24 protein-coding genes are annotated in these 23,737 nt (G+C 45.0%); 10 read left to right on the forward strand and 14 right to left on the reverse strand.

Annotation, left to right across the window (positions count from 1 at the left end; translation table 11 throughout):
• Positions 1 to 131: 131 nt before the first annotated feature.
• The 8 genes from ABL924_RS04375 to ABL924_RS04410 all read right to left on the reverse strand — a co-directional run bounded on the left by ABL924_RS04375 (position 132) and on the right by ABL924_RS04410 (position 7,834).
• Complete coding sequence (locus ABL924_RS04375) at positions 132 to 800, reverse strand: hypothetical protein (RefSeq protein WP_349025845.1); 669 nt, start codon at positions 798 to 800, stop codon at positions 132 to 134.
• Between the two features lie 9 nt (positions 801 to 809).
• Positions 810 to 1,001: a succinate dehydrogenase assembly factor 2 gene (locus tag ABL924_RS04380; RefSeq protein WP_349025846.1), complete on the reverse strand. Its 192-nt coding sequence runs from the start codon at positions 999 to 1,001 to the stop codon at positions 810 to 812.
• Positions 1,002 to 1,016: 15 nt separating this feature from the next.
• On the reverse strand, positions 1,017 to 1,796 hold the full coding sequence (locus tag ABL924_RS04385) for a succinate dehydrogenase iron-sulfur subunit (RefSeq protein WP_349025847.1): 780 nt from the start codon (positions 1,794 to 1,796) through the stop codon (positions 1,017 to 1,019).
• Positions 1,796 to 3,580: a succinate dehydrogenase flavoprotein subunit gene (gene sdhA, locus ABL924_RS04390; protein ID WP_349025848.1), complete on the reverse strand. Its 1,785-nt coding sequence runs from the start codon at positions 3,578 to 3,580 to the stop codon at positions 1,796 to 1,798. Before sdhA ends, ABL924_RS04385 begins: the two co-directional genes overlap by 1 nt.
• 25 nt (positions 3,581 to 3,605) lie before the next feature.
• Positions 3,606 to 3,968, reverse strand: a complete 363-nt coding sequence (gene sdhD / locus ABL924_RS04395) for a succinate dehydrogenase, hydrophobic membrane anchor protein (RefSeq protein ID WP_349025849.1) — start codon at positions 3,966 to 3,968, stop codon at positions 3,606 to 3,608.
• 3 nt (positions 3,969 to 3,971) lie between these two features.
• Positions 3,972 to 4,349 carry a succinate dehydrogenase, cytochrome b556 subunit gene (gene sdhC, locus ABL924_RS04400; protein ID WP_349025850.1) on the reverse strand — a complete coding sequence of 126 codons (378 nt, stop codon included), beginning with the start codon at positions 4,347 to 4,349 and terminating at the stop codon, positions 3,972 to 3,974.
• Between the two features lie 514 nt (positions 4,350 to 4,863).
• Positions 4,864 to 6,609 carry a hydrogenase maturation protein gene (locus ABL924_RS04405; protein ID WP_349025851.1) on the reverse strand — a complete coding sequence of 582 codons (1,746 nt, stop codon included), beginning with the start codon at positions 6,607 to 6,609 and terminating at the stop codon, positions 4,864 to 4,866.
• A 208-nt stretch (positions 6,610 to 6,817) separates the two neighbouring features.
• The gene (locus ABL924_RS04410; protein WP_349025852.1) at positions 6,818 to 7,834 is read right to left on the reverse strand and encodes a GlxA family transcriptional regulator; all 1,017 of its coding nucleotides are present in this window, start codon (positions 7,832 to 7,834) and stop codon (positions 6,818 to 6,820) included.
• A 471-nt stretch (positions 7,835 to 8,305) separates the two neighbouring features.
• On the opposite strand from ABL924_RS04410, the gene hslV reads away from it, so the two are divergent.
• Genes hslV through ABL924_RS04425 form a run of 3 tightly spaced genes read left to right on the forward strand, consistent with a single transcriptional unit; the run spans position 8,306 to position 10,477 of the window.
• On the forward strand, positions 8,306 to 8,851 hold the full coding sequence (hslV, locus tag ABL924_RS04415; protein WP_349025853.1) for an ATP-dependent protease subunit HslV: 546 nt from the start codon (positions 8,306 to 8,308) through the stop codon (positions 8,849 to 8,851).
• 4 nt (positions 8,852 to 8,855) lie between these two features.
• On the forward strand, positions 8,856 to 10,178 hold the full coding sequence (gene hslU, locus ABL924_RS04420) for an ATP-dependent protease ATPase subunit HslU (RefSeq protein ID WP_349025854.1): 1,323 nt from the start codon (positions 8,856 to 8,858) through the stop codon (positions 10,176 to 10,178).
• A gap of 17 nt (positions 10,179 to 10,195) precedes the next feature.
• Complete coding sequence (locus ABL924_RS04425; protein WP_349025855.1) at positions 10,196 to 10,477, forward strand: antibiotic biosynthesis monooxygenase; 282 nt, start codon at positions 10,196 to 10,198, stop codon at positions 10,475 to 10,477.
• A gap of 113 nt (positions 10,478 to 10,590) precedes the next feature.
• Here ABL924_RS04425 and ABL924_RS04430 read toward each other — a convergent pair whose 3' ends face one another.
• Positions 10,591 to 10,905: a hypothetical protein gene (locus tag ABL924_RS04430; RefSeq protein WP_349025856.1), complete on the reverse strand. Its 315-nt coding sequence runs from the start codon at positions 10,903 to 10,905 to the stop codon at positions 10,591 to 10,593.
• 374 nt (positions 10,906 to 11,279) lie between these two features.
• On the opposite strand from ABL924_RS04430, the gene ABL924_RS04435 reads away from it, so the two are divergent.
• From ABL924_RS04435 to ABL924_RS04445, 3 genes are all read left to right on the forward strand, one after another.
• A complete protein-coding gene (locus ABL924_RS04435) occupies positions 11,280 to 11,717 on the forward strand; it encodes a GNAT family N-acetyltransferase (RefSeq protein ID WP_349025857.1) in 438 nt (145 codons plus the stop codon).
• A 108-nt stretch (positions 11,718 to 11,825) separates the two neighbouring features.
• Entirely contained in the window at positions 11,826 to 12,374 is a 549-nt protein-coding gene (gene fae, locus ABL924_RS04440; protein WP_349025858.1) for a formaldehyde-activating enzyme, read from the forward strand.
• 57 nt (positions 12,375 to 12,431) lie between these two features.
• Positions 12,432 to 13,328 (forward strand): class I SAM-dependent methyltransferase, encoded by an 897-nt coding sequence (locus ABL924_RS04445; RefSeq protein WP_349025859.1) that lies wholly within the window; start codon positions 12,432 to 12,434, stop codon positions 13,326 to 13,328.
• Between the two features lie 54 nt (positions 13,329 to 13,382).
• Here the strand turns inward: ABL924_RS04445 and recQ are convergent, their stop codons facing one another.
• On the reverse strand, positions 13,383 to 15,521 hold the full coding sequence (gene recQ / locus ABL924_RS04450) for a DNA helicase RecQ (RefSeq protein ID WP_349025860.1): 2,139 nt from the start codon (positions 15,519 to 15,521) through the stop codon (positions 13,383 to 13,385).
• Positions 15,522 to 15,610: 89 nt separating this feature from the next.
• On the opposite strand from recQ, the gene gshA reads away from it, so the two are divergent.
• From gshA to ABL924_RS04465, 3 genes are all read left to right on the forward strand, one after another.
• Positions 15,611 to 17,203: a glutamate--cysteine ligase gene (gene gshA / locus ABL924_RS04455; RefSeq protein ID WP_349025861.1), complete on the forward strand. Its 1,593-nt coding sequence runs from the start codon at positions 15,611 to 15,613 to the stop codon at positions 17,201 to 17,203.
• Positions 17,193 to 17,918 (forward strand): phosphoadenylyl-sulfate reductase, encoded by a 726-nt coding sequence (locus ABL924_RS04460; RefSeq protein WP_349025862.1) that lies wholly within the window; start codon positions 17,193 to 17,195, stop codon positions 17,916 to 17,918. The genes gshA and ABL924_RS04460 overlap by 11 nt, the downstream gene beginning before the upstream one ends.
• Before the next feature lie 221 nt (positions 17,919 to 18,139).
• The gene (locus ABL924_RS04465) at positions 18,140 to 19,084 is read left to right on the forward strand and encodes a GGDEF domain-containing protein (RefSeq protein ID WP_349025863.1); all 945 of its coding nucleotides are present in this window, start codon (positions 18,140 to 18,142) and stop codon (positions 19,082 to 19,084) included.
• On the opposite strand, the gene ABL924_RS04470 is transcribed toward ABL924_RS04465, so the two are convergent.
• From ABL924_RS04470 to hslO, 4 genes are all read right to left on the reverse strand, one after another.
• Positions 19,081 to 19,722 carry a response regulator transcription factor gene (locus ABL924_RS04470; RefSeq protein WP_349025864.1) on the reverse strand — a complete coding sequence of 214 codons (642 nt, stop codon included), beginning with the start codon at positions 19,720 to 19,722 and terminating at the stop codon, positions 19,081 to 19,083. The two genes, ABL924_RS04465 and ABL924_RS04470, sit on opposite strands and share 4 nt — an antisense overlap.
• Positions 19,719 to 21,044, reverse strand: coding sequence for a histidine kinase (locus ABL924_RS04475; protein ID WP_349025865.1), 1,326 nt, complete (start codon positions 21,042 to 21,044; stop codon positions 19,719 to 19,721). Before ABL924_RS04475 ends, ABL924_RS04470 begins: the two co-directional genes overlap by 4 nt.
• Before the next feature lie 209 nt (positions 21,045 to 21,253).
• The gene (locus tag ABL924_RS04480) at positions 21,254 to 22,012 is read right to left on the reverse strand and encodes a hypothetical protein (protein ID WP_349025866.1); all 759 of its coding nucleotides are present in this window, start codon (positions 22,010 to 22,012) and stop codon (positions 21,254 to 21,256) included.
• Between the two features lie 56 nt (positions 22,013 to 22,068).
• The gene (gene hslO / locus ABL924_RS04485) at positions 22,069 to 22,941 is read right to left on the reverse strand and encodes an Hsp33 family molecular chaperone HslO (protein ID WP_349025867.1); all 873 of its coding nucleotides are present in this window, start codon (positions 22,939 to 22,941) and stop codon (positions 22,069 to 22,071) included.
• Positions 22,942 to 23,028: 87 nt separating this feature from the next.
• Between hslO and msrA the strand changes: the two genes are divergently transcribed.
• Positions 23,029 to 23,661 carry a peptide-methionine (S)-S-oxide reductase MsrA gene (gene msrA / locus ABL924_RS04490; protein WP_349025868.1) on the forward strand — a complete coding sequence of 211 codons (633 nt, stop codon included), beginning with the start codon at positions 23,029 to 23,031 and terminating at the stop codon, positions 23,659 to 23,661.
• Positions 23,662 to 23,737: the final 76 nt, after the last annotated feature.

Genomic DNA, 23,737 nt, shown 5'->3' on the forward strand with positions numbered 1-23,737 from the left:
GTCATGGCGCATCAACCAAACCTTTATGCCTAATCTACCAACTGACCAGGTTAATTCACTTAGGCACTATTGGCAGAAGGCCGTTAACAGGGCAAAAAACTGGGCTGAATAATTTTCCAACGTTAGTGTTATTAATCACCACCGCCACATCCGCCAGTATCACCGGAATCGCTGGTTGATGAATCATCAAAACCATCTGTGCCACCATCAAAGTCGGTACTAGAAATATCGCCACCGCAATAAATAGCTGATCCTGTCGAATCTTCCCGCTTACCCATTCCTTTGCAATCGAGGATATAATGAAAACCGTTAGGAATTTTTAGCTTTGCATCGATGGCAAACAACAAGGGCAATCGCGTTGCCTTTTTAGGGTTGATATTCTCGTCCAAGCAACTGTGCCACCAAACTCGCCTTATCCCTGCGTTGTTACTGCGATTTGCACCCAGCACAACGGCTGGAGTGTGATGTAGAAACCGGCCAAAAGCCTTCTGGCAAAACCGCTCGTATTGCTGAGTATAGAGGATGAACTCATGCCACAAGTCGTCAACCACTTGCGATGGCATAGATACAAATTTTCGACCGCTTGTTAAATATGCCATAAAAAACTGCCGCAATGCACGAGCTACTAGCTGGCGGTCTTTGGCTTCAAGTTCTGGTCGTAAAGCCGCTAACTTATCAAACAGGCCGGATGGAAACATGAAAGTGCGAATATATTCAGCTCTTTCAAAAGCTAACTGCCGTGACCAAAAAACAGCGATTAACACAATTAGAATGATAAAAACTGCAATCAGTATAGGCATATACTGACTTTAGTTAAATGTAAACAACTCATAACTTCGTTGCAATAACTCGGAATCATCCAATTTGAGCATTTCCTCAAAACGGGCCTTTTCTTCCTTGTTGGTGATTGGATAACGTGTTTCGAGATAATTAAGCAATATTAAGTCCAGCTCTTTTGTTCCCCGTCGGCATTGCCATCGTAATCTAGCTAGGTCGCCCATATCAATAATTGCAGCTTATGCTTTTCGATTCACCAAAAGTTTTTTGGTTTCTGCGATGGCTTTGGCTGGGTTTAATCCCTTGGGACAGGTATCGGTGCAATTCATAATGGTATGGCAACGGTAAAGCTTAAAGGCATCGTCTAGCTGGGTTAGCCGTTCATCAGTGGCTTCGTCACGGCTATCAGCCAACCAGCGATAGGCTTGCAATAACACGGCAGGCCCTAAATACTTATCAGAATTCCACCAATAGCTTGGGCAACTGGTGGAGCAACAAGCGCATAGTACACAGTCATATAAGCCGTCCAACTTGTCGCGATCTTCTTTTTTTTGTAAGCGCTCTGTTGTAGGCGGCGCAGTCTTGGTAGTCAACCACGGTTTTATTTCCGCATATTGGGCGTAGAAATGAGTCATGTCAGGCACTAAATCTTTGACTACATCCAAATGCGGCAGCGGATAAATCTTGATCGTGTCGGGATAATCGGTGATCGCCTTAGTACAAGCCAGGGTATTCTTACCATTCACATTCATGGCACACGAACCGCACACACCTTCACGGCAGGAACGCCGGAACGTCAAACTGCTGTCGATTTCGTTTTTGATATAGATAATAGCATCCAGCACCTTGGTTCCGCACAGGTCAGCATCCAGTTCGTAGATGTCGATGCGCGGATTTTCGCCCGCGTCTGGATCCCAGCGGTAAACTTCAACACGACGTATATTAACAGTGCCTTCTGGCGCTTTAAACATTTTACCTTTAGTCAATACGGAGTTTTTAGGTAAGGTAAATTCAGCCATTAGTAGACCCTCTCTTTGGGCATGACCACTTCCACTTCGTCGGTTAACGTATATAAATGCACGGGGCGGTAACCGAATGTGACCTTATCTTTATCTAACCACGTCAAGGTGTGTTTCATCCAGTTGACATCATCGCGTTTGGGGTAGTCTTCCCGCGCATGTCCGCCCCTGCTTTCCTGGCGATTGCCGGCGGCAGAGATAGACACCATTGCTTGACCCAACAAATTGTCAAGCTCCAGGGTTTCGACTAGATCAGTGTTCCAAATCAACGACTTGTCCATAACCTTAACATCGTTCAATGATTGAACGACATCTTTCATGGCTGATATGCCTTCGTCCATAGTCTTTTGAGTTCGAAACACAGCTGCTTTGCTTTGCATGGTTTTTTGCATATTCAGTCGAATTTCTGCTGTTGAATGATTACCATTGGCATGACGAAATTTATCAAAACGAGCCAATGCCTTATCGCAAGCATCTTTGGGCAAAGGCTTGTGTTTTGTATCGGGTTTGATAAGTTCCGCGCAACGTATCGCAGCAGAACGGCCAAATACAATAAGGTCTAACAGCGAATTGGAGCCCAGACGGTTTGCACCATGTACGGAGACACACGCGGCCTCACCTATGGACATGAGTCCAGGCACAACTTTATCAGGGTTGCCATCGGTGAGCGTTACGACTTCTGCTTTATAATTAGTTGGAATACCGCCCATGTTGTAATGCACTGTCGGCAGCACCGGAATGGGTTCTTTAGTAACATCAACGCCAGCAAAAATCTTTGATGTTTCGGCAATGCCAGGCAAACGCTCGTGGATTACTGCGGGATCGAGGTGCTCTATGTGTAAGTGCACATAATCTTTGTGTTCGCCGATGCCACGACCTTCGTTAATTTCAATCTGAATGGCACGGCTGACGACATCGCGTGAAGCCAGATCTTTCGCGTGAGGCGCATAACGCGCCATAAATTTTTCGCCTTCGGAGTTAGTCAGGTATCCACCTTCTCCCCTTGCGCCTTCGGTGATTAAACAACCTGAGCCATAAATCCCAGTTGGGTGAAATTGAATAAATTCCATATCCTGCAAGGGTAAACCTGCACGTAATACCATTCCGTTGCCATCCCCAGTAACCGTATGCGCGGATGTGCAAGAAAAGTAAGTGCGCCCATAACCGCCCGTCGCCAAAACGGTCATGTGGGCTTTAAATAAGTGTATCGAACCATCATCCAGGCACCATGCCAACACGCCACGGCATTCGCCATTTTCCATAATCAAGTCCAAAACGATGTACTCGATAAAAAATAGCGCGTTGTGTTTCAATGATTGCTGGTACAGGGTATGCAGTATGGCATGACCGGTCTTATCTGCGGCTGCACAAGTGCGCTGGGCTTGGCCTTGACCATAATGGGTTGTCATCCCGCCAAAAGCGCGCTGATAAATCTTGCCATCTTCCGTCCTGGAAAACGGCACGCCATAATGTTCGAGTTCGATAATTGCCGGAATGGCTTCCTTGCACATGTATTCGATAGCGTCCTGATCACCTAACCAGTCCGAACCTTTAACCGTATCGTACATGTGAAAACGCCAGTCGTCTTCGCCCATATTGCCAAGCGCAGCGCTGATGCCACCTTGTGCGGCAACTGTATGGCTACGGGTGGGAAAGACTTTGCTTATGCAGGCTGTACGCAACCCTTTTTCAGCCATACCAAGTGTCGCTCGTAGCCCCGCACCGCCCGCACCAACCACGATGACATCATATTCGTGTTCGGTAATCTTATAATCTCCAGCCATGCCTCGTCCTGATAAGTTTTGTGGGTTACATAATGCGAAAGATAAAAAATAATGCCGCCACTGCCAAAAATAGAAAACTCAAATTGATTACTTTGATTAGCTTAACTTGAAGTTCTTGGTTGGCAACATAGTCCTCAATGACAACCTGCAAGCCAATCGCCGAATGATAGAAAACGGCAAGCAGCCAAACTTCTATACAGATCGTATTTAAAGGTGATTTTAACCACGCAACAGTCTGCTGAAAAGGCGCAGTCATGCATAGGTTAAGGAAAACAATCAGTTGGAAAGACAAAGGAATCAGGATAACCGCCGTGATTCGTTGCATCAACCAGTGCCAAGTTGCCGATTTCGTAGCACCGTTCCCAAATATCGCTAGTTTATTAATCATGGGCTAAATGAAAATCCATGTGGCCAGTGTGAGGGTGAATGCTGCTGCCAACTCAATTTTGGCATACTTATTCAGTTTGTCAGGCTCAAAGCCATCGCCAACATCCCAAAATAAATGCCGAACACCGTGGCATAAATGAAAGAATAGCGCGTAAATAAAGCCCCAATAGATTAACTTTACCAACCAGAAGTTAACCGTACTTTGCATGGCAGCATAAGTACCCTCACCTTGTGAAAGCGCATAAAAAAGCATGACAACCAGGAGCAATCCTGCCGACAACAGAACACCGGTAATACGGTGTGAAATGGAGATAATGCCGGTAAGCGGCAATTTATAGACTTGTAGATGGGGTGATGTGGGTCTGGAATGTTTAGCCGTCATATTTTCCCGCACAGGTTGGTATTGTCGCCAAAATCTACATTTCGTATGTGAGTTGAATCGCAGATTACATCATGCGAGTATAGCAATTAAACTGTTTTATGGACAACAAACACTTAGCCTGATGATTTGACTTCAGTGCAAAGTTAGCTGGACAAATAGAATTGTTTCAAAATAAGAAACTATTAGTTAATAACCAGCTATATTGTTAACCAATAAAGCCTTCTATATAATACGCTCCAAGTTGTTTATTTTTTGTTTTTACCTCCTAAGCAATCACTGAAATTAAACGATTTTACCTTTATATTCAAAAGTCCGGCGTTTCTCGCGCTCTATCGTACTTTTAATTCAAGCGTAGTTATTCTTTTGTCGTCATGTGGACTATCCGTTCAACCTGCGTTTTTAACTAAAACGTACCTCAGTTCCTCCAAACATTGAATCCTCCTGATGTGTTTGTTCTGTCACTCCCAGCACTTTTTAAGTCTGGGAGTTTTTTTTGCCTGAATTTTCCTTAGCGTTAAATGATGCTTTTAATTAGTGGCAAGACACCATTATCGCTACGATTCGAACGGCGATGGTGCGCCAACCGTTCAGGTGTTTCCGTTGCAGGAATTTTGTACACAAATTGCTTGCGTGCCGGATGGTAAGGCATATTGGGCTTGTAGAAATCTTCCCGCATGTGCCTTAATTCTTCCTGGCGATACACCTTTAGCGGTTTAACAAACTCGTCATGGCTGCGCCTTAGCACCTTGCTCTCTAGTATTCTTGCGTAATTATTGCTCTGTGCGAGGGTTTCCACCATCAATTCTATTTTGCTATCAAACGCCGCAAACATCTCAGGAATAACAAAATCAACTAAGCCAATTTTTTTGGCTTCTTGCATCCCTATCGGCAAGCAAGCTTCGGTAATTTCCAAAGCTTTATCATAACCGACGCGTTTAGGCAGGGTGTAAGTCCAATATTCAGAGCCATACAATCCCATGCTTTTGTAATGTGGATTAAATACCACACCCGACCGTACACAGACCTTATCACACGCCAACGCAAACGGTACGCCGCCAGCCCCCGCATTACCGTGAACTGCGGCAACCGTTATTTTGGTGGTGGTATTGAGAACAGTCAAGATAAGGTCATCAATCGCATTAATATTATGCCAAGATTCCTCAGCGGGATTGTGCGCCGCTTCAATAATATTGAGATGAACACCGTTTGACCAAGTAGTCCTCGCCCCAACCAGCACCAGCACACGGGTTGGGCGATTGCGTACTTCGATGACCGCATCGCGTAAGCGCAAGCATTGGTCGGTGCTCATCGCACCATTATGAAAATCAAAATGCAAATAGCCAACCGCATTTTTTTCTTCATACCAGATTTCCTTGAAAGTATTAGCTGTGCTGTGGTACATACTCATCGGAATTTCCGGCAAATCCTTTATCCGTTCACCCAGAACACTTGCGGCTGGTAATTTAAAGTAAGGTTTATCGCCATTATTGGCTTTGCGCTTAAGATGCGATAACCAGATAGCACCATCAACCGTGGCTCGACATACGGCACCTAAGCAAGTGGCAATCAACTCTCCTGGCACACCGACAAGATTATCTTCCTTGGTAGGGCCATACAGATAATACTCATTGCCAAGAATGGTGTCAGCAACCCCAGGACTACCATCAGCAGCATATATCTTATCAAGGATAATGGCGGTGGAATCGACCCGCCAATCAATGCGGCGATCTTTTTGCTTCATTGTTGGCCTTAGCTGTCCTAGCACGTCCGGTTTGCCATAATCCAAAGGTTTCGGTTTAAAACTGGCATCCTGAAAATGCTCAAGTGCTTGCAAAACCACTTTAACAGCAGCTTCAGTGACTTCAATTGTGTAGATACTGCTTTTGCTACCAGGCCGCATTTTAAAAGTTGCCGTTGCCCAAACATCGCCTGCATCCATTTCTTCCACAGCCTGCAATGCCGTTACGCCCCATTGCGTTTCTTTGTTTTGTATTGCCCAGTCAAGGGAGGATGCACCACGATCACCTTTAATACCTGGATGCACAACAACACACACATAATGCCGCCAAATACTTTCGGGTATCCGATGGCGCAGGAATGGGCAGAAAATAATGTCGGGGTTAAACAACTGTACACCTTCCAGCATGGTTTGTTCATTAATGGCAATTTCAATAGACACCGCATGCCCACGCTGTAACAACTCAACGTGAACCCGCTGTGTTAGCCCGTTATAGGCTGATGACAACAGTAAAATTTTCATAGTAACCACCCTCTTTTTTTATTAGCATTTTTTTAAAGCTTTCTGGAAGTTACATCGTAAGGGCATTCAATAACGGTATCTATGAGTTAGTTCACACTTTGGGTGTGAACTAATTCACTATCCATGCCCACAACGCTTAAGTTGAAATCCATTACAACAAGTCCAACAGTTTTCCCTGGCTGGATACCTCACCTCTAAATCAATAAACTCATCCTGCAATCTTAAAATAAGACCGATGCTCCTGCGGCGTGGTTTTTAACAAGCGTTGAAATGTCCGCCGCATCTGTTCAGCATTACTGAATCCGCAATTGGCCGCGACACTTTCCATGGGCAAATCAGTCTGTAACATCATATTCCTGGCGGCTTCCATACGAATCCCTTCGACAAATTTTGCGGGGGTTACGCCTATCTCCTGACAAAACAACCTGGAAAAATTACGTGGACTCATCGCCATTCGTTCAGCCAGTTGTTCAACGCCTAAGTCATTATGCGGGTTACTGACTATCCAGGCCTGTAAATCACGAAAATCTTTACGGGTTTTTGCCTCATTAAATACATAGCTGCTAAACTGTGATTGCCCACCGGGGCGGCGCATAAAAATCAACATCGCACGAGCCACTCCAGCTGCAATTTCCCAACCCCAATCTTCTTCGACCAAACTCAAGACCAAATCAATGCCAGCGGTTACGCCACCGGATGTATACATATTGCCATCACGGACAAATATCTTATCGGGTTCAACCCGGATATTTTGATACTTCTTCGCCATTTCTTCGCAATACAACCAATGGGTAGTCGCTTTGCGGCCATTCAGCAGACCGCTTTCAGCAAGTACCAAAGCACCTGAACAAATAGAACCCATCCTTCTTACTTTGGGCATCATGTGCAATAACCACGCTCGCATTTTGGTATCTTGCACGGCTGAATCAATAGATGCCGATCCAGTTACTAGCAACGTATCGATGTCCTCATCCAAATCTTCGTAGCCTTTATCGGCAATAATACAAATCCCTGACGACGTTTTAACTGGCCCGCTATGTTCAGCAACAATCGTCAATGTATAAGCTATTTCGGACGGAGAAATCCGACCTAGAATTCGTAATGCATGATTGGCAAAATTAAACACATCCATCGGGCCGCATACATCTATCAACATGCAGTCTGGATACGTTAACATCGCAATATGCCGATGTTGCTGAATGTATGTAGGCTTGACGTGATTCATAACAAGCTCCAATGGGTGAACTTAGCAGTTATTCTGCGCTTTTTATTTGCAGATACAATGACAATAATCCCACTTTTTCGGACAACTTTTAGGTTATTTGGCTAAGAGATAGGGAGCTTTGGCCATGGGAGGAAAATTACTGCATAGCCACTCCATAAGACTCCCGAACTTACGCAACAGCCAAGGACGTAAAGTCACAGGTTCATTCCGTTGGTCGTAAGCAGCGACTTGATCAAATAGTCAAGCCATGATCGGCATCAAGCTGTTCTGAGCTTTCTAAAAGGCATCAGTTCGAAATAAACCTTCCACTAATCTTATGAAAAGCAGACTTTAGCCGTGCTCATTCGTTCCAATAAACAATTACAGTGAATAAACAAAAAATCCTAAACTCCTAACACAATGATTTTTTCCTACATCATGACCGCAGACAAGGTAAAATTGGGTGCTAATTCGGAAATTTAGGATACGAAAGTGTTTAGAGGAACCACCATACTCTCAGTGCGCCGTGGCGATAAGGTCGTCATCGGCGGTGACGGGCAAGTCACCATGGGCAATACCGTGATGAAAGGCAATGCCCGTAAGGTCCGTCGTCTTTACCACGACAAGGTCATCGCCGGATTTGCTGGTGCAACCGCCGATGCCTTCACCCTATTTGAACACTTTGAAGGTAAGCTGGAAAAGCATCGCGGCAATTTGACCCGTGCCGCCGTAGAAATGGCTAAGGATTGGCGCACAGACCGCGCATTACGTAAGCTGGAAGCCCTGCTTACTATTGCCGATGCCAAAACCTCACTTATCATATCCGGCACAGGCGATGTAATCGAGCCGGAATTTGACTTGATGGCGATAGGCTCAGGTGGCTCGTTTGCTCAAGCTGCTGCACGGGCACTGCTGGAAAACACCGACCTTAGCGCACGCGAAATTGTCGAACGATCATTAAGGATAGCCGCCGACATCTGCATTTACACTAACCATAATCTGCGGATTGAAGAATTAGACACGGAACCCAACGAGTAAACGCATGAACCAAATGACCCCGAAAGAAATAGTTAGTGAACTGGATAAGCACATTGTCGGTCAGGCTGATGCCAAGCGGTCTGTGGCGATTGCCCTCAGAAACCGTTGGCGCAGGCAGCATGTTGACCCAATCATGCGTGACGAAATCACTCCGAAAAATATCTTGTTGATTGGCCCTACGGGCGTGGGTAAAACTGAAATAGCCCGCCGTTTGGCGCGTTTGGCAAACGCACCGTTCATCAAGATAGAAGCCACCAAGTTTACCGAAGTTGGTTACGTGGGCCGCGATGTCGAGTCGATAATCCGCGATCTTGCCGATACCGCAGTCAAGATGATGCGGATGTCAGAAATGGAAAAAGTCCAAGTCCGCGCATTTGATGCTGCTGAAGACAGGATCCTTGATATTTTGCTGCCCGAAGCGGATGGCGGCATGATGTCGGATACAGCTCAGTCCACCCGCCAAAAGATGCGCAAAAAATTGCGTGAAGGCGACTTGGATGACAAAGAAGTTGAAGTTGATGTCAATATGATGCCAATGGGTGTTGAGATCATGGCCCCACCTGGCATGGAAGAAATGACCAGCCAATTGCAAGGCATGTTTCAAAATATGGGATCCGGGCGCACCAAACCGCGCAAGATGAAGATAGCGAAAGCCATGAAAGTCTTGCAGGAAGAAGAAGCCGCCAAACTGGTCAACGATGAGGATATTAAGGTAAAGGCCGTTGAAGCCGTCGAGCAAAACGGCATCGTCTTCTTGGACGAAATCGACAAAATCTGTAAACGCTCAGACCACGGCAGTGGAGGCGAAGTGTCGCGTGAAGGCGTACAACGCGACTTATTACCCATCGTGGAAGGCAGCATCGTCAGCACCAAATATGGCGTTATCAAGACCGACCACATCTTGTTTATCGCTTCTGGTGCGTTCCATCTGACCAAACCTTCCGATTTGATCCCGGAATTGCAAGGGCGTTTCCCGATTCGCGTCGAGCTTAGTGCCTTATCGGCAGATGACTTTGTCCGCATCCTGACCGAACCCAATGCTTCACTAACCGAACAATATGTCGCTTTGATGGCAACGGAAGGCGTTAACCTGAGCTTTTCCACCGACGGCATTAAACGCATCGCCGAAATGGGCTGGCAGGTGAATGAAAAAACCGAAAACATCGGCGCAAGGCGCTTGCATACGATTTTAGAACGCTTGCTGGAAGATATTTCCTATAACGCCCCAGATCTGATGGATAAGTCAATTGTGATAGATGCGGCTTATGTAGACAATCATCTGGCGGAGTTTGTCGAAGATGAAGACTTAAGCCGCTATATCTTATAGTTGCCATTATATTTTTTATGGAACACGTACTCATAATTCATGAAGTCGAAGACTATGAAGCCTGGAAAAAAATATTTGACGATGCGGCGGCTATTAGAAAACATGCAGGTGAATTGAGCTATCAGGTCTTAAAATACGACAATAACGCCAATAAAATCGTCCACTTTTCCAAATGGACATCCATTGTTAAAGCCAAAACATTCTTCGAATCGCCCAAGTTGGTTGAAATAAGGAAACAAGCTGGCGTTAAAACACCTGAATTTGTGTATTTGGAACTGTTGGAAGCAGGTATGTTGTAAGGTGGCAATCATCTCCAACCCAAAAAAATCGTAAGTTGCTGAAGTAACGATGACAGCACATCGAAGTTGTTGGGGCTTGCACGCTCACCCCAACTTTGTGTTATTGTTCCCACCTATGTGTTTGGCCCTTTATGGGTAATTTCCAATGCCTGTAATGAATAGACACAATTTTCCGTTGTTTTTAATTGCGGATTGTCGTAGCACTCTTTATTTTTTGCGAGGGCTTCTTTTTGGTTAGCCATGTACCATGCAACGGATTTAATTTCCGGTGTTTTAGTCGCTTGGAGTTTTTCAATAGCTAAGACACCTGCCGTTAAAATAATCGCTAAAGCGATTAGACTTGGCAAATTAGTCGGTAGCCAATTAAGCTGAAAAATTGGTTTAAAACTACTCGTTGTGGGCAGGGTTAGAAGGTTACTTCGTTTCATAGGAATATCTCCATGTTGAGATTAATTTTTAGGCGGGCAAAGCGTTAACTTAGAAAGCAATGCCTATTTGAAGCCCGTAACCGCATCAGTGTATCCACGGTGGCTGATTTGCTCGACGGCAAACCAGAATTACGGGTTGAATATAGACTAACAACTAAATTGAGCATTGTAAATGCGGCAAATTGTCGCACCTTGATGACCCCATAAATCTAAAAATAATCAATCCGTTAGATGACTATATAGACACCAAGGTATGCAAATTTTCCCCAACATATCGAATTGGGGCGACACTGATTCCCCGCCTGCTGCCGCACTTCCGCCATCTATGGCGGTCGTACACACACTCACAACTAAGTTTGACAAGATGATAAATTATGGTGGCTTCTATAGAAATCAAATTGATTGCCAGCGATCAAATATTCTCAATCATCCCATTATTGCAAACCCTCAACTCGTCTATTTCTGAAGCCATATTGCATGATCGGCTTAATGAGATGGTAGATCAAGGCTACCAATGTGCAGGAGTCTATTCCGATAATAAGTTAATTGGAATTTGCGGCTTATGGATCATAACGAAATATTATGTCGGCAAACATATAGAACCTGACAACATGCTAATCCTTGAAGAACATCGATCTAAAGGACTGGGTAAACAACTGATGGCTTGGGTGTATGACTATGCAAAGTCACAAGGCTGTATAGCAAGCGAACTAAATTGCTATGTGACGAATGAAAAGGGACAGCAATTTTGGGAAAATGAAGGCTACAAAAGAATTGGCTATCATTACCAAAGACCGATTGAACCCACATAAGGGAGCCTCTAAGAACCAGCCCTCCCTCAGGGAGAAGGCGGTTTTTGAATTTTTAGAAGCTTCTATTACACATTCGATTTCAACCACACCTTAAAGGGGGAAAACACCATGAGCGAAAGAATCATTATGCGTACCGGAGAAGCATTAATTGCTGGTGGGCCACCCGGCACAGCCGCCGAACCGGAAGTCATTATCGGCGAACTTGACGGGCCTGTCGGCACAGCGATAGCCAGTATGACCGCTGGTCAAGTCAAGGGCCATACCCGTGTATTTGCTATTTTAAACACCGACATTCAGGTTAGGCCGGTGACTTTGATGGTAAGCAAAGTCACCGTAAACCATAGCCGTTACACTAATATTTTAATGGGAACTGTACAGGCCGCTATTGCCAATGGTGTATTGGATGCGGTACGCGTGGGCGACATTCCCAAAGGAAAGGCCAACGATTTAGGCATTATCGTCTCGGTGTGGCTCAATCCGAGCGTAGCGACTGATGATGCGTTGGATCATAAAATCCTATTCGATATTCACCGCAAAGCCATGGCAACCGCTATCCACAAAGCGATGAACAACCAGCCAGATATCGATTGGTTACTGGAAAATCAGGATAAAATTACCCATAAATATTACCAAATGGGCTTGGACGGAAAAATTTAGAGTGCGCACAAAAAACCTAACAAATATTATCAACTAGGCAGTTTAGAGCCAGCATAAATGGCAAAATTCCCTCACCATTCGCCTGAAAAGCATAGCGGCACAGATACAATGCTACGTGAATACGGCTTACCCTGGCTTGATTACGAACTGCTTGATGCGGGTGATGGTAAGAAACTGGAACGATGGAGAGAAATCATCACCATTCGCCCAGACCTTCAAGCTTATTTCGCAACGGGGTGGCCTTACGCTCAGTGGCGAAAAATGGCACATTGGGAATTTGAAGAACAATCCCCAACCCAAGGTAGCTGGAAAAAAATCAAAGCTCATTCTCCCGAACAATGGATTATTGAATACGGTAAATTAAACTTCTGCTTGAAATTAACCAAATTCAAACACGTCGGTCTTTTCCCAGAGCAACAGGCCAACTGGCGTTTTATTCAAGAGCAGGTTCGAGCTGGCCAAAAGATATTAAATTTATTTGCCTACACGGGTGCAGCATCGCTGGTCGCTCGTGCTTGTGGCGGGGAAGTAGTGCATGTGGATTCCGTAAAACAGATGCTCACTTGGGCTAAGAACAACATGGAATGCAGTAAGCTTTCCGACATCAAATGGGTGCTTGAGGACGCGTTAAAATTTGCCCAGCGTGAATTAAAACGGGGTAATAAGTACGATGGCATCATCATGGATCCACCTGCTTGGGGATTAGGCACTAAAGGCGAAAAATGGATATTGGAAAACCATCTGCCCGGCTTGATAGAAGCAGCGCACGAACTAATGAACCCGAAAGCTTTTTTAATTCTTAATACGTATTCACCCAAAGTAGAATTAGCGGATTTGGCAAGGTCTGCTGAGCGGATTTTTTCAGTAAATCAAATGCAAATAAAACAACTCTGGATGCCAACAAAAACCGGTAACGAGCTGTTTTGTGGGAATTTATTACGGACGATAAAGTGAAGTTATACTCACCAATACATCACTGATATGGTTGGCGGATTTAATTTTTGAGTATCAAACCGATTGAGATTGCAAGGCCGCCCTAATGCAACGCAAAATGCCGTAGTTATACGCGCCGTCTAGCGACTCGAAAACCGGTTTGAGGGCATTTCTTTGGTCTTCGGGTAGGTTGAGGATAATTTCTTCAATTCGTTTAATTTCGTGTTCTGGTAATTTAACGACATCGGCCAATACTAACTGTCCTTGTTCTAGGTATTGTGCTAAGTGACCATAGATAGTGGATTCCTGCAGTGTTCTTTTCTGGGCTATTTGTGGGATGTTAAAACCCAGCTTGAATAATTCCACCGACTCGCTTGCCGTATCGGATGTTGTGGTATTCATATCTCTGTATTCATCAATGACTGCCAGAAATTGTGCGCCATAAAGTGCCAGTTTACGTTCGCCTACGCCGGGTAGCCGGCTCAATTGCTCCAACGTAGACGGCTTGCGTTCCATCATTGACATCAAACAGGCATCATGAAAAATGATGTAAGGCGGGACATCTTGAAGCTCCGCGAGTTCGCGGCGTTTGTTACGCAAGGCATCCCACAACAAGCTGTTGATATTTTTGTTTTTATGGGCTGTTTTGGCGAGTTTTCCGCCTTTTATTTTTTCAACCTGGATGTCTTTACGCAGCATCAATTGTTGTTCACTGCGAAGGATGGGGCGGCATTCCTCAGTCAGCCGCAACGCGCCGAAGTTTTCAAAATCGACGGCAACCAAGCCGCGTGCGACCAATTGCCTGAATACCGAATGCCATTGTTTTTCCTCCAACTGTTTGCCGATGCCGTAGGTTGATTGTTTATCATGTCCAAAACGGATGATGCGTTCCGTCGATTTTCCCAGCAGGACATCGACCAGATACGCCACACCAAAGCGCTGTTCCGTACGGTGGATACACGATAAGGCTTGCTGTGCCGCCAGAGTGCCGTCCCAGGTTTCTACGGGTTCCAGGCAAGTATCGCAATTGCCGCAAGGCTGTTCTAAGGTGTCGCCGAAATAGCCAAGCAAGGCTTGGCGACGGCAATGTACTTGCTCGCACAACGCGAGCATGGCATCCAGCCGATTGTATTCAATACGTTTTTGGATCTCATTGGCATTGGACTCAGCTAACATCCGGCGCAGAGTGATGACATCCTGAAGCCCGTAAGCCATCCAGGCGTTAGCGGGTAAGCCGTCACGCCCGGCACGCCCAGTCTCCTGGTAATAGCCTTCGATACTTTTGGGTAAGTCCAGGTGCGCGACGAAACGTACATTGGGTTTGTCTATACCCATGCCGAATGCGATAGTCGCCACCATCACCAAGCTGTCCGCCATTAAAAACTGGTGTTGATGTTGTTGTCTTTGCTCGTTTGCCATGCCGGCATGATAAGGCAGGGCGTTTATGCCTTTGCTTGTTAACCACTGAGCAGTTTCATCGACTTTTTTACGCGACAGGCAATAAACGATACCGGCATCGCCTGAATGTTCCGTCTCAATAAAATCAAGCAATTGCTGCCGGGCATTTTGTTTTTGTACGATTCGGTAGCGGATGTTGGGACGGTCAAACCCACTTAGGAAAAGCTGGGATTGCTCAAGCCCGAGTCGAAACTGAATCTCCTTACGGGTTTTTTCGTCCGCTGTTGCCGTTAAAGCTATGCGTGGGACATGTGGGTAGCGCTCATGCAGTAAGGATAAACGCAAATAATCGACACGAAAATCATGTCCCCACTGGGAAACACAGTGCGCTTCATCAATTGCAAATAAGGCAATAGTCAGACGATCCAGCAAGTCCAAAGTGCGCTGATTAGCCAAGCGTTCCGGTGCAATATAGAGCAAATCTAACTCGCCGTTGAGCAGTTGCCGCTCAGTTTGCTGCACTTCTTCAAAGGATAATGAAGAGTTCAGGAAAGCCGCTTTAATGCCCAGTTGTAGTAAGGCACTGACTTGGTCTTGCATCAGTGCAATCAGCGGTGAAATGACAATACCGATACCCGGCCTTATGAGCGCAGGAATCTGGAAACACAGGGATTTGCCGCTGCCAGTCGGCATGACGACCAAGGAATCATGTCCGTTAATCAGATGGTCAATAATCGTTTGCTGCTGACCACGAAAGCACTCATAACCGAATATCGTATTAAGCAGTTCAATGGCTTTGTTATCCCGTGTTTCCATTGTGATGATTTGTTTATCGAATGGGGTAATACCTTTATAATAATCGGATTATACAGGACAGTAAGAGCAGTTACCCACAATGGCTTATCATGAATAACACGGATTCAGCACGTCTTGACCGACTTATAGCAAACAACCAGCAACATCTCATGAGTGGTGGCCTAAAAGGGATAGAAAAGGAAAGCCTACGGATTTCCAAAGATGGCGTGATTAGTCAAACACCGCATCCAAAAGACTTGGGTTCGGCCTTGACGCACCCTTACATCACCACGGATTATTCCGAAGCGTTGATTGAATTGATTACTCCGCCTTTTGCCGACATCAAAGAAACGCTGGGCTATTTACAATCCATCCACCAGTTTGTTTATCAACATCTCGATAACGAAATTTTGCTATGTACCAGCATGCCCTGTGGGATAAAGGGCGATGAAAGTATACCGATTGCTGAATACGGCACATCCAATATCGGCAGGATGAAGCATGTATACCGACATGGTTTATGGCATCGGTATGGTAGGACGATGCAAGCGATTGCCGGTATCCATTTCAATTTTTCCGTGCCGGAAATACTTTGGTCTGTGTTGCACCGCCAAGAAAATAGTGGGGTAAGCCTTGAGGAATTCACTGCAAGCGGCTATTTTGGCTTAGTCAGGAATTTTCAGCGGATGGGTTGGATAATTTTATACTTGTTTGGCGCTTCGCCCGCAATCTGCAAAAGCTTCTTCAACAGCCGTCCGCAATTGATGGCGCAGTTTGAGGAGTTCGACCAAGGCACTTTGTACCATCCATATGCGACTTCCTTACGGATGAGCGACATCGGCTACAAGAGCAAAAACCAGGCGAACCTCAGGATTAATTACAATTCGCTGCCCGAATATGTCGGCAGCTTAGGCCAAGCCATCGCCACGCCATATCCTGAATATGAAAAAATCGGTGTGGAAGTTGATGGCGAATACCGTCAACTCAACACCAATGTACTGCAAATCGAAAATGAGTTTTACAGCATCATACGTCCCAAGCAGATTGCCCAATCCTGCGAAAAGCCCACCGTGGCATTGAAACGGCGCGGCGTACGTTATGTGGAAATGCGTTCATTGGACTTGGATTTGTTTAATCCGATTGGCGTAGATGAAGGCAAAGCCCGTTTTATTGAGGCCTTATTGCTGACCTGTTTATTGCAAGATAGCCCACCCATGACGGAATCGGATTTCCAGACCAACAACCGCAATCAATTGCAGGTGGCAAATTATGGACGTAAACCAGGACTTGAACTGGAACGAAACGACAAAAAGATTCCCTTGCAAGATTGGGCTAGTCAAATCCTGGATTCTATGCGGGAAGTGTGCGCTATTCTCGATAAAGATGATGAAAATAGCCCTTACAGCAAGGCATTGCTGGCGCAACAAAAAGTAGTGCAAAACCCCGATTTGACCGCATCTGCACGGATGTTGGCAGACATGGCACAAACCGGACAGCCATTCAGCCGTTACGCACTGAATAAGTCAGCGGAACATGCCGAATGTTTCAAGGATCATAGGCCGAGCGAGGCATTTAACCTGCAATTCAATGAATTGGCGCAACAATCGCTAGCCAAACAGGCGGAACTGGAAAACAAGTCGCAGCTACCGTTTGATCAATTCCTTCAGCAATATTTTACCCAGCAGTGTGACCATGACGATTGATATGGACCAATTACAAACCGAACTGGCGCAAAAGAACCCTCGGTTCATACTGAAAAAGGCACTGTCCTTATTCGATAATATCGCCATTTCCTTTAGCGGTGCGGAAGATGTTGCTTTGATTGATATGGCGGTCAGTATACGGAAGGATATTCAGGTTTTCACCCTCGATACTGGGCGTTTGCACCCTGAAACCTACCGTTTTATCGAAAAAGTCAGGAAACATTACCAGATAGATATTGAGATTTTAACGCCAGACCGGAATGTGTTAGATGAATTCGTCAAGCGTAAAGGCTTGTTCAGCTTTTACGAAGACGGACATGAAGAATGCTGCAAAATCCGTAAAGTAGAACCGCTTAGGCAAAGACTTGCATCTGTAGATGCTTGGATTACCGGACAGCGCAAAGATCAAAGCGTTGACACTCGCCAAGATATCCCCGAAGTGCAGATAGATACGGTATTTTCCCCAGCTAACAAGCAGTTAGTTAAATTTAATCCGCTGCTTAACTGGAAATCAGCCCAGGTTTGGGATTACATTGAAGCCAATCAAGTGCCTTATAACGAACTGCATAACAAAGGCTTTACGAGTATAGGTTGCGAACCATGCACCCGCGCCATATTACCTCACGAGCACGAAAGGGCGGGGCGCTGGTGGTGGGAAGAAAGCACCAAAAAGGAATGTGGTTTGCATGTAAGCGGTTCTAAACAGGACAATTAGCTCAAAGACGGCTGACCTTGCGTTATCGGTCGAATGTTACTCTCAAAAAACGGCATACATAACGCGCTAAGCGTAAAGAATCGTTTTTAACTATGCGATTTGGATGAAATCATTCAAACATCCGGCGTATCATTATCAGGCAGGAAAAAACATAATGAATGACCAGCTATCATTCTCATGGTTTCTACAGTAACATCACGATCAACAAAACAGGACGTTATATGGCTGATCTTATTCAAGAGTTAGCGAAAACTGAATTATTCCAGAATGTATCAGATGATTTGCTGAAACAAGTGCTAGCGCATGCTTTTCCTGTGGAGCTAAGCCCCGGCGAATTGCTGCTCTCACCTAAGCAGGACAATCATCACATATATTTATTGCTCTCAGGAGTGCTTACGGTGCATTTTAATTCACCAGATTCGCCCGTATTTAGGGAATTAACCCAAGGTTATTCCGTTGGTGAAATGTCAATTATTGATGATGCTGTTCCATCCGCCTACGTAAAAGCCAAAGTGCATTGTCGTGTATTTCCCGTACACCGTGATTTTCTGCTCGGCCTCATTCAAAACACCCATCCGATTGCATATAATTTGCTGCGGATACTCACACAGTGGATTAAAGTCAATACACAGAAAATCATCAGTGACCAATTCCAAATATCGGAACTGACCAGCCAAGCAAATATTGACGTTCTGACTGGACTCTACAATCGCCGCTGGCTGGATAACGCACTCCCGCGCATCCTATCGCAAATGATTAAAATTGAGCAACCACTGTGCATTCTAATTATTGATGTCGATCATTTCAAAAAATACAATGATCGTCACGGACACCAGGGCGGGGATCTCGTGCTTGTTTACATGGGGAATGTTTTAAATTCCAATATCCGACCTTATGATTTCGCTGCACGTATCGGTGGGGAAGAATTTATGGTTTTATTGCCTAATACCAATGAAGCTGATGGCATTGCACTGGCGGAACGGATACGCTTGGAAATAGAAAAGCAAATAATTACACACCCTGATAGTTCCGTCCTGCCTAGTATCACCGTGTCTATTGGTCTTGCCTTAAGCGATGTAAATTCTACGGCCAAATCACTTTTTTCGGAAGCCGATAAGCAGATGTATTTAGCCAAACAAAGTGGGCGAAACTGCGTGAAATATTAACTTTTAAGGATACCCAAAGCGGTGGCAATATGTGCCAATTCCGCTACGGTTGAGGCGTTGAATTTGTTTTTGATTTGGGTGCCATAGTTGGCTACCGTTTTATAGCCTAAACACAGCTCGTCAGCAATTTTGTGTGTGGTCAGACCTTTAGCCAGCAGGCAAAATATGTCGAATTCTTTGGGCGTTAGGGTGGATATGAGGTTTTTGTAATCGACCTCGTTTTGATGGATTCGGAAAGTTTTTTCTAAACCTGCTTCAATGTAATTGTCCCCAGCAGCTATTTTCTGGATAGCATCTACTAGAATTTCAGGGGCGCTATTTTTGGTAATATAACCTTTTGCGCCTGCTTCCATGGCGCGACTCACGTACACGCTTTCGTCGTGTACGCTAAAAACCAAGATTTTGGCATTGGGATCACGGTTACAAATACGGCGAATGCATTCCAAGCCACCAATTCCTGGCATGGATAAGTCAAGTACGACAACATCAGGCTGTTTTTCCATAAAAAGTTGGCAGGCGGCTTCGCCTCGGTCTGCTTCGGCGATAATTTCAATACTGTTTTCAGAGGCAAGCAACATGCGAAAACCCGCGCGGACAACGGCGTGATCGTCAATCAGGATGACGGAAATTTTTTTCATGCTAAAGGAATACTCGCCGTAATTTTCATGCCTTGCTGCTGACCAGTTTGGATATTGAGTTCTCCGCCCAGGCTTTTAATCCGCTCCCGAATGGCGAGCAGCCCAAAACCTTTCTTGGTTTCAGTCAACGTGCAGCCTTGTCCATTATCAGTAATTTCTAAGTGCAGCATTTTTTCTGATGCCATTTCCAAATGGATGGTAGCTTCAGAGGCTTGAGCGTGGCGGATAATATTGGTCAGACATTCTTGTACGATTCTAAATACCTGGATGGTTATTTTATGTTCAATATTATCAACAGCATCAGGGCACAAAAGTGTTAACGATAGTTCTGGATGACGCTGCGACCAGTGGTTAAGCAAGTCCTCTAGGCTGGCTTTCAAGCCCAGCTCGGTTAAAACTAAGGGGTGCAGATTCCGCATCATCGAGCGCACCACGGTGATCAAATGATCGCACACGGAAATAATGGTATCGGCAATTTGTGCGGAATTGGCTTTGTCGTTTTTGGTCGTGGTCGCCATGACTTTGATCGCGGTCAGTGATTGTCCTAGTTCGTCATGCAGTTCTTTAGCTAAATGCTGCCGCTCGTCTTCCTGAATTTGAAGGCTATGACGGGATAATGCGCTATTTTCCTTATGGGTTGCATCCAGAACATCGGCGGTATGATTGATAGCCTTGGCGATGCTGTCGAACTCTTGGGTGGAAAAATCCGGTAATTTTTGCTGGTAATCGCCTTGTTCTATGGCTATTAAGCTATCGACGATGATCCCTATTGCTTTTAATGTTTTGTTAAACAATAAGTTTACGGTAATGAATGTGATGGTCGTCATGATGAACAATGTAGCAAAAAATGCACAGCTTTCTTTCCATGCCTCGCTAATTTCATCAATGGGATTGGCTTGAATAATCAGGCTGATTGGCTTGGCATCAGCATTAGTGAGTTGTTGTTCGATTTTGGGAGATTGTGCCGAGATCAACTGCACAAACCATTGCGGTGGAGTAGTGTTGCTAACTGGCGTTGCCTTAGCGGCAAAGTTAACGATGTTACCTGTTGGCTGTTTTAATTGTATGGTCAGATGTCGAGTTTGCTCTAACGAAACAAAGCGTGGTAACCAAGCATCCACATCAACTGTACCGTGTTGAGGTTCGCTTTGAAAATTGAGCTGTATCAGTTGCGCGGCAAGGTTTAGTGATGAATCCAGTTCTGTTTTTACCGATAGGCGGGCTTGCCAGATAGCAATGACACCGCCAAATATCAGGATGATAATGCTCGTAAGTACAATCCTGAGATTGATCTGGTAACGCAAACTCAAGGTGTTTTTCATTACAGAACCACTAAGAAAGCCGACCCAACATTAGATTGTTCTCACAAGCGCCTTCTCCCTTGAGGGAGAAGGTTGGGATGAGGTAATTTAAATAGTTGATTTTTATACCAATCCATTTCGGTAATGGCTCTTGTGTTGTCTACTATCTGCATCCGTGCAGGCATCCAACCGGTGTGGGAATTTTTGAATTTATATAGACTTCCATTACATCAAGACTCGTCAGCGGATTTTTCTTGAAACTTTTTGTAATTAATTGAGATCTTCAGTCCTGCAAAGCGGCCTGCCATTCTGATTAACTCTTGAGTTTTGTTGTCGAAACTCAGTTTAACCTCACTTATCGCACGGTCTTCATAGCCTTCGTCGATAGTTTTGGTGTCCAATAAAAACCGGTAAATATAAACTTCTTTATCTTTTTCCTTTTTTATTTCAAAAGGTTGGCCTAGTTTTGCGACAACGACTGATTTTTTGGGTAAGTCGGCGGCAATTTTTTCAATCGCATCGGTATTGCCTCGTAACTGCATTTTGTCCTTGTTGATTTCTCCACCACCGATTGAACGCAGTGACGCTTCCAAAAACTTGGGCGGTGCAATTTCTAAAAATAGCGACGAAAATGACCAAGCAGCTAACTTATCTTTCTTATTGAAATTTAGGTCGGAATGAAATTCGACCTTGGGCGATACTGGCTTGTTGTAACCGTTAATCTTGTGAAACCAGTAACGCCAATGTTTTCCATCTGGGGTCGGTGTTTCTTCCGTAGGCCTTAGCCGCGCCAAGGAAACAAAATCGTCACTCAACATAATCGGTTCCTTGAATTTTAAAGTGAAGTCTTCAGCCGCCACCACAGAAAAATATTTATCAAACTCCCCCATTTGCTGATAGGTTTGATAAGCACGCCACCAGTAGGCGCAGCCCGTCAATGTGGCTACCATTAAAAAGAGACAAATAATTCGAATGGTTTTTGTTTTCATGGATTTATTTGATTATTGATGATTAATAGGAAATTCTTAGCTTTGGTTAACCCTGATTAGTGCTTTATATGCGGATCAGCAGGGATGTTTTTGTCTACGAGCAAAAGTTGTTCTACATCAATTCTGTCGAATTGGTAGTGTTTATTGCAAAATTCGCAGTTTACTTCAACATGGCCACGCTCATGCAGTACGCTTTCCAATTCTTCGCGTCCCATCATTCGCAGGGCATTCTCAATCTTTGGGCGCGAGCAAGAGCAATCAAATTTAATAGCTTCACCATCAAACAAGCGGACTTTTTCTTCATTGAACAGGCGGTGTAATAATTCTTCGCAATCCAATTCCAGCATCTCTTGTTCAGTAACCGTGCTTGCTAACATAGCAATGCGTTCCCAGTCGGCTTTATCGTTGCTATCATTGGGCAGTTCTTGCAACAGTAAGCCAGCAGCATGGGTTTCGTTGGCAAACAGCCATAATCGGGTGTTGAGTTGTTCTGATTGGATAAAGTAAGTTTCCAGTGCCTCTGCTAAATTCTTGCCCTGTAAACTGATGATACCTTGATAAGGATGTGCGTTTTCTGAATCTATGGTTAATACTAAACGGCCTTCCCCAAACATTTCCTGCAATGAGCCTAAGTTGGCGGCATCACTGCCTCTAATCAATCCCCTGATTTTATGGTCATGCGTAGCCTGTGCCACAAGGGTTTTAAGCGGGCCGTCGCCCTGTGCCTGGAGGATCATGGAACCATTGAATTTGATGGTCGCAGATAATAAAACTACAGCCGATAAGGCTTGCCCCAGTTGTAACTGTACGGCATCAGTGCAGTTCTGATGCCGTTTTGCAGTTTGCCAACTGCTAGACAAGCTAACCCATAGCCCACGAACACCAAGCTCATCAAATAAAAAACGACGTAATACATCTTGTTGTGACATGCTGATCCAAGTAGGGTTTTATTGCACTTTATTATAAGGCAGAATTATAGTAGGCTTCGGGTGAACATAACCTGAATATCAATAAGCATGATTTTTTCAAGCAAGAAACTTGTTCTACCTGATCCCAAAGACGCATTGCCAGGGCGGGATACGGCTATGGTTATCATCAATAAACATTACGTTCTTGGTAATCCCATTGCGCCGCCATTTCCAGACAATATGGAACTTGCCCTATTTGGTTTAGGTTGCTTTTGGGGGGCAGAACGAAAATTTTGGCAACATCCCAAGGTATTTAGCACAGCTGTTGGTTATAGCGGCGGCTACACGCCCAATCCGACTTATGAGGAAGTTTGCACTGGCTTGACCGGGCATAATGAAGTAGTTCGGGTGGTTTACGATCCGTCTTTAATTGAATTTCAAGAACTGCTTGAGTTGTTTTGGCAGTCGCATAATCCCACTCAGGGTATGGGGCAGGGCAATGATAAAGGCACTCAGTACCGTTCTGGCATTTATACTTACAACCAAGAGCAGATGGACGAGGCTATCAGGTCGAAAGGTCATTACCAGCAACGCCTTGCCGAGTCAGGTTTTGGGCAAATAAGCACTGAGATATTACCTGCTGAAGAATTTTATTATGCTGAGGATTACCATCAGCAATATCTCGCCAAAGAACCCCAAGGTTACTGTGGTATTGGTGGATTAGGTGTGGCTTTTGATTGAGCAGAAATGGCTTAGTCAAAAAGGCCAGGCAAAAAAAAGGCGGTTAAAAAACCGCCTTGTATAGATTTTAGGAAGT

Source organism: Methyloglobulus sp. (genome assembly GCF_040079455.1).
In the GTDB taxonomy this organism is placed as follows: Bacteria; Pseudomonadota; Gammaproteobacteria; order Methylococcales; family Methylomonadaceae; genus Methyloglobulus.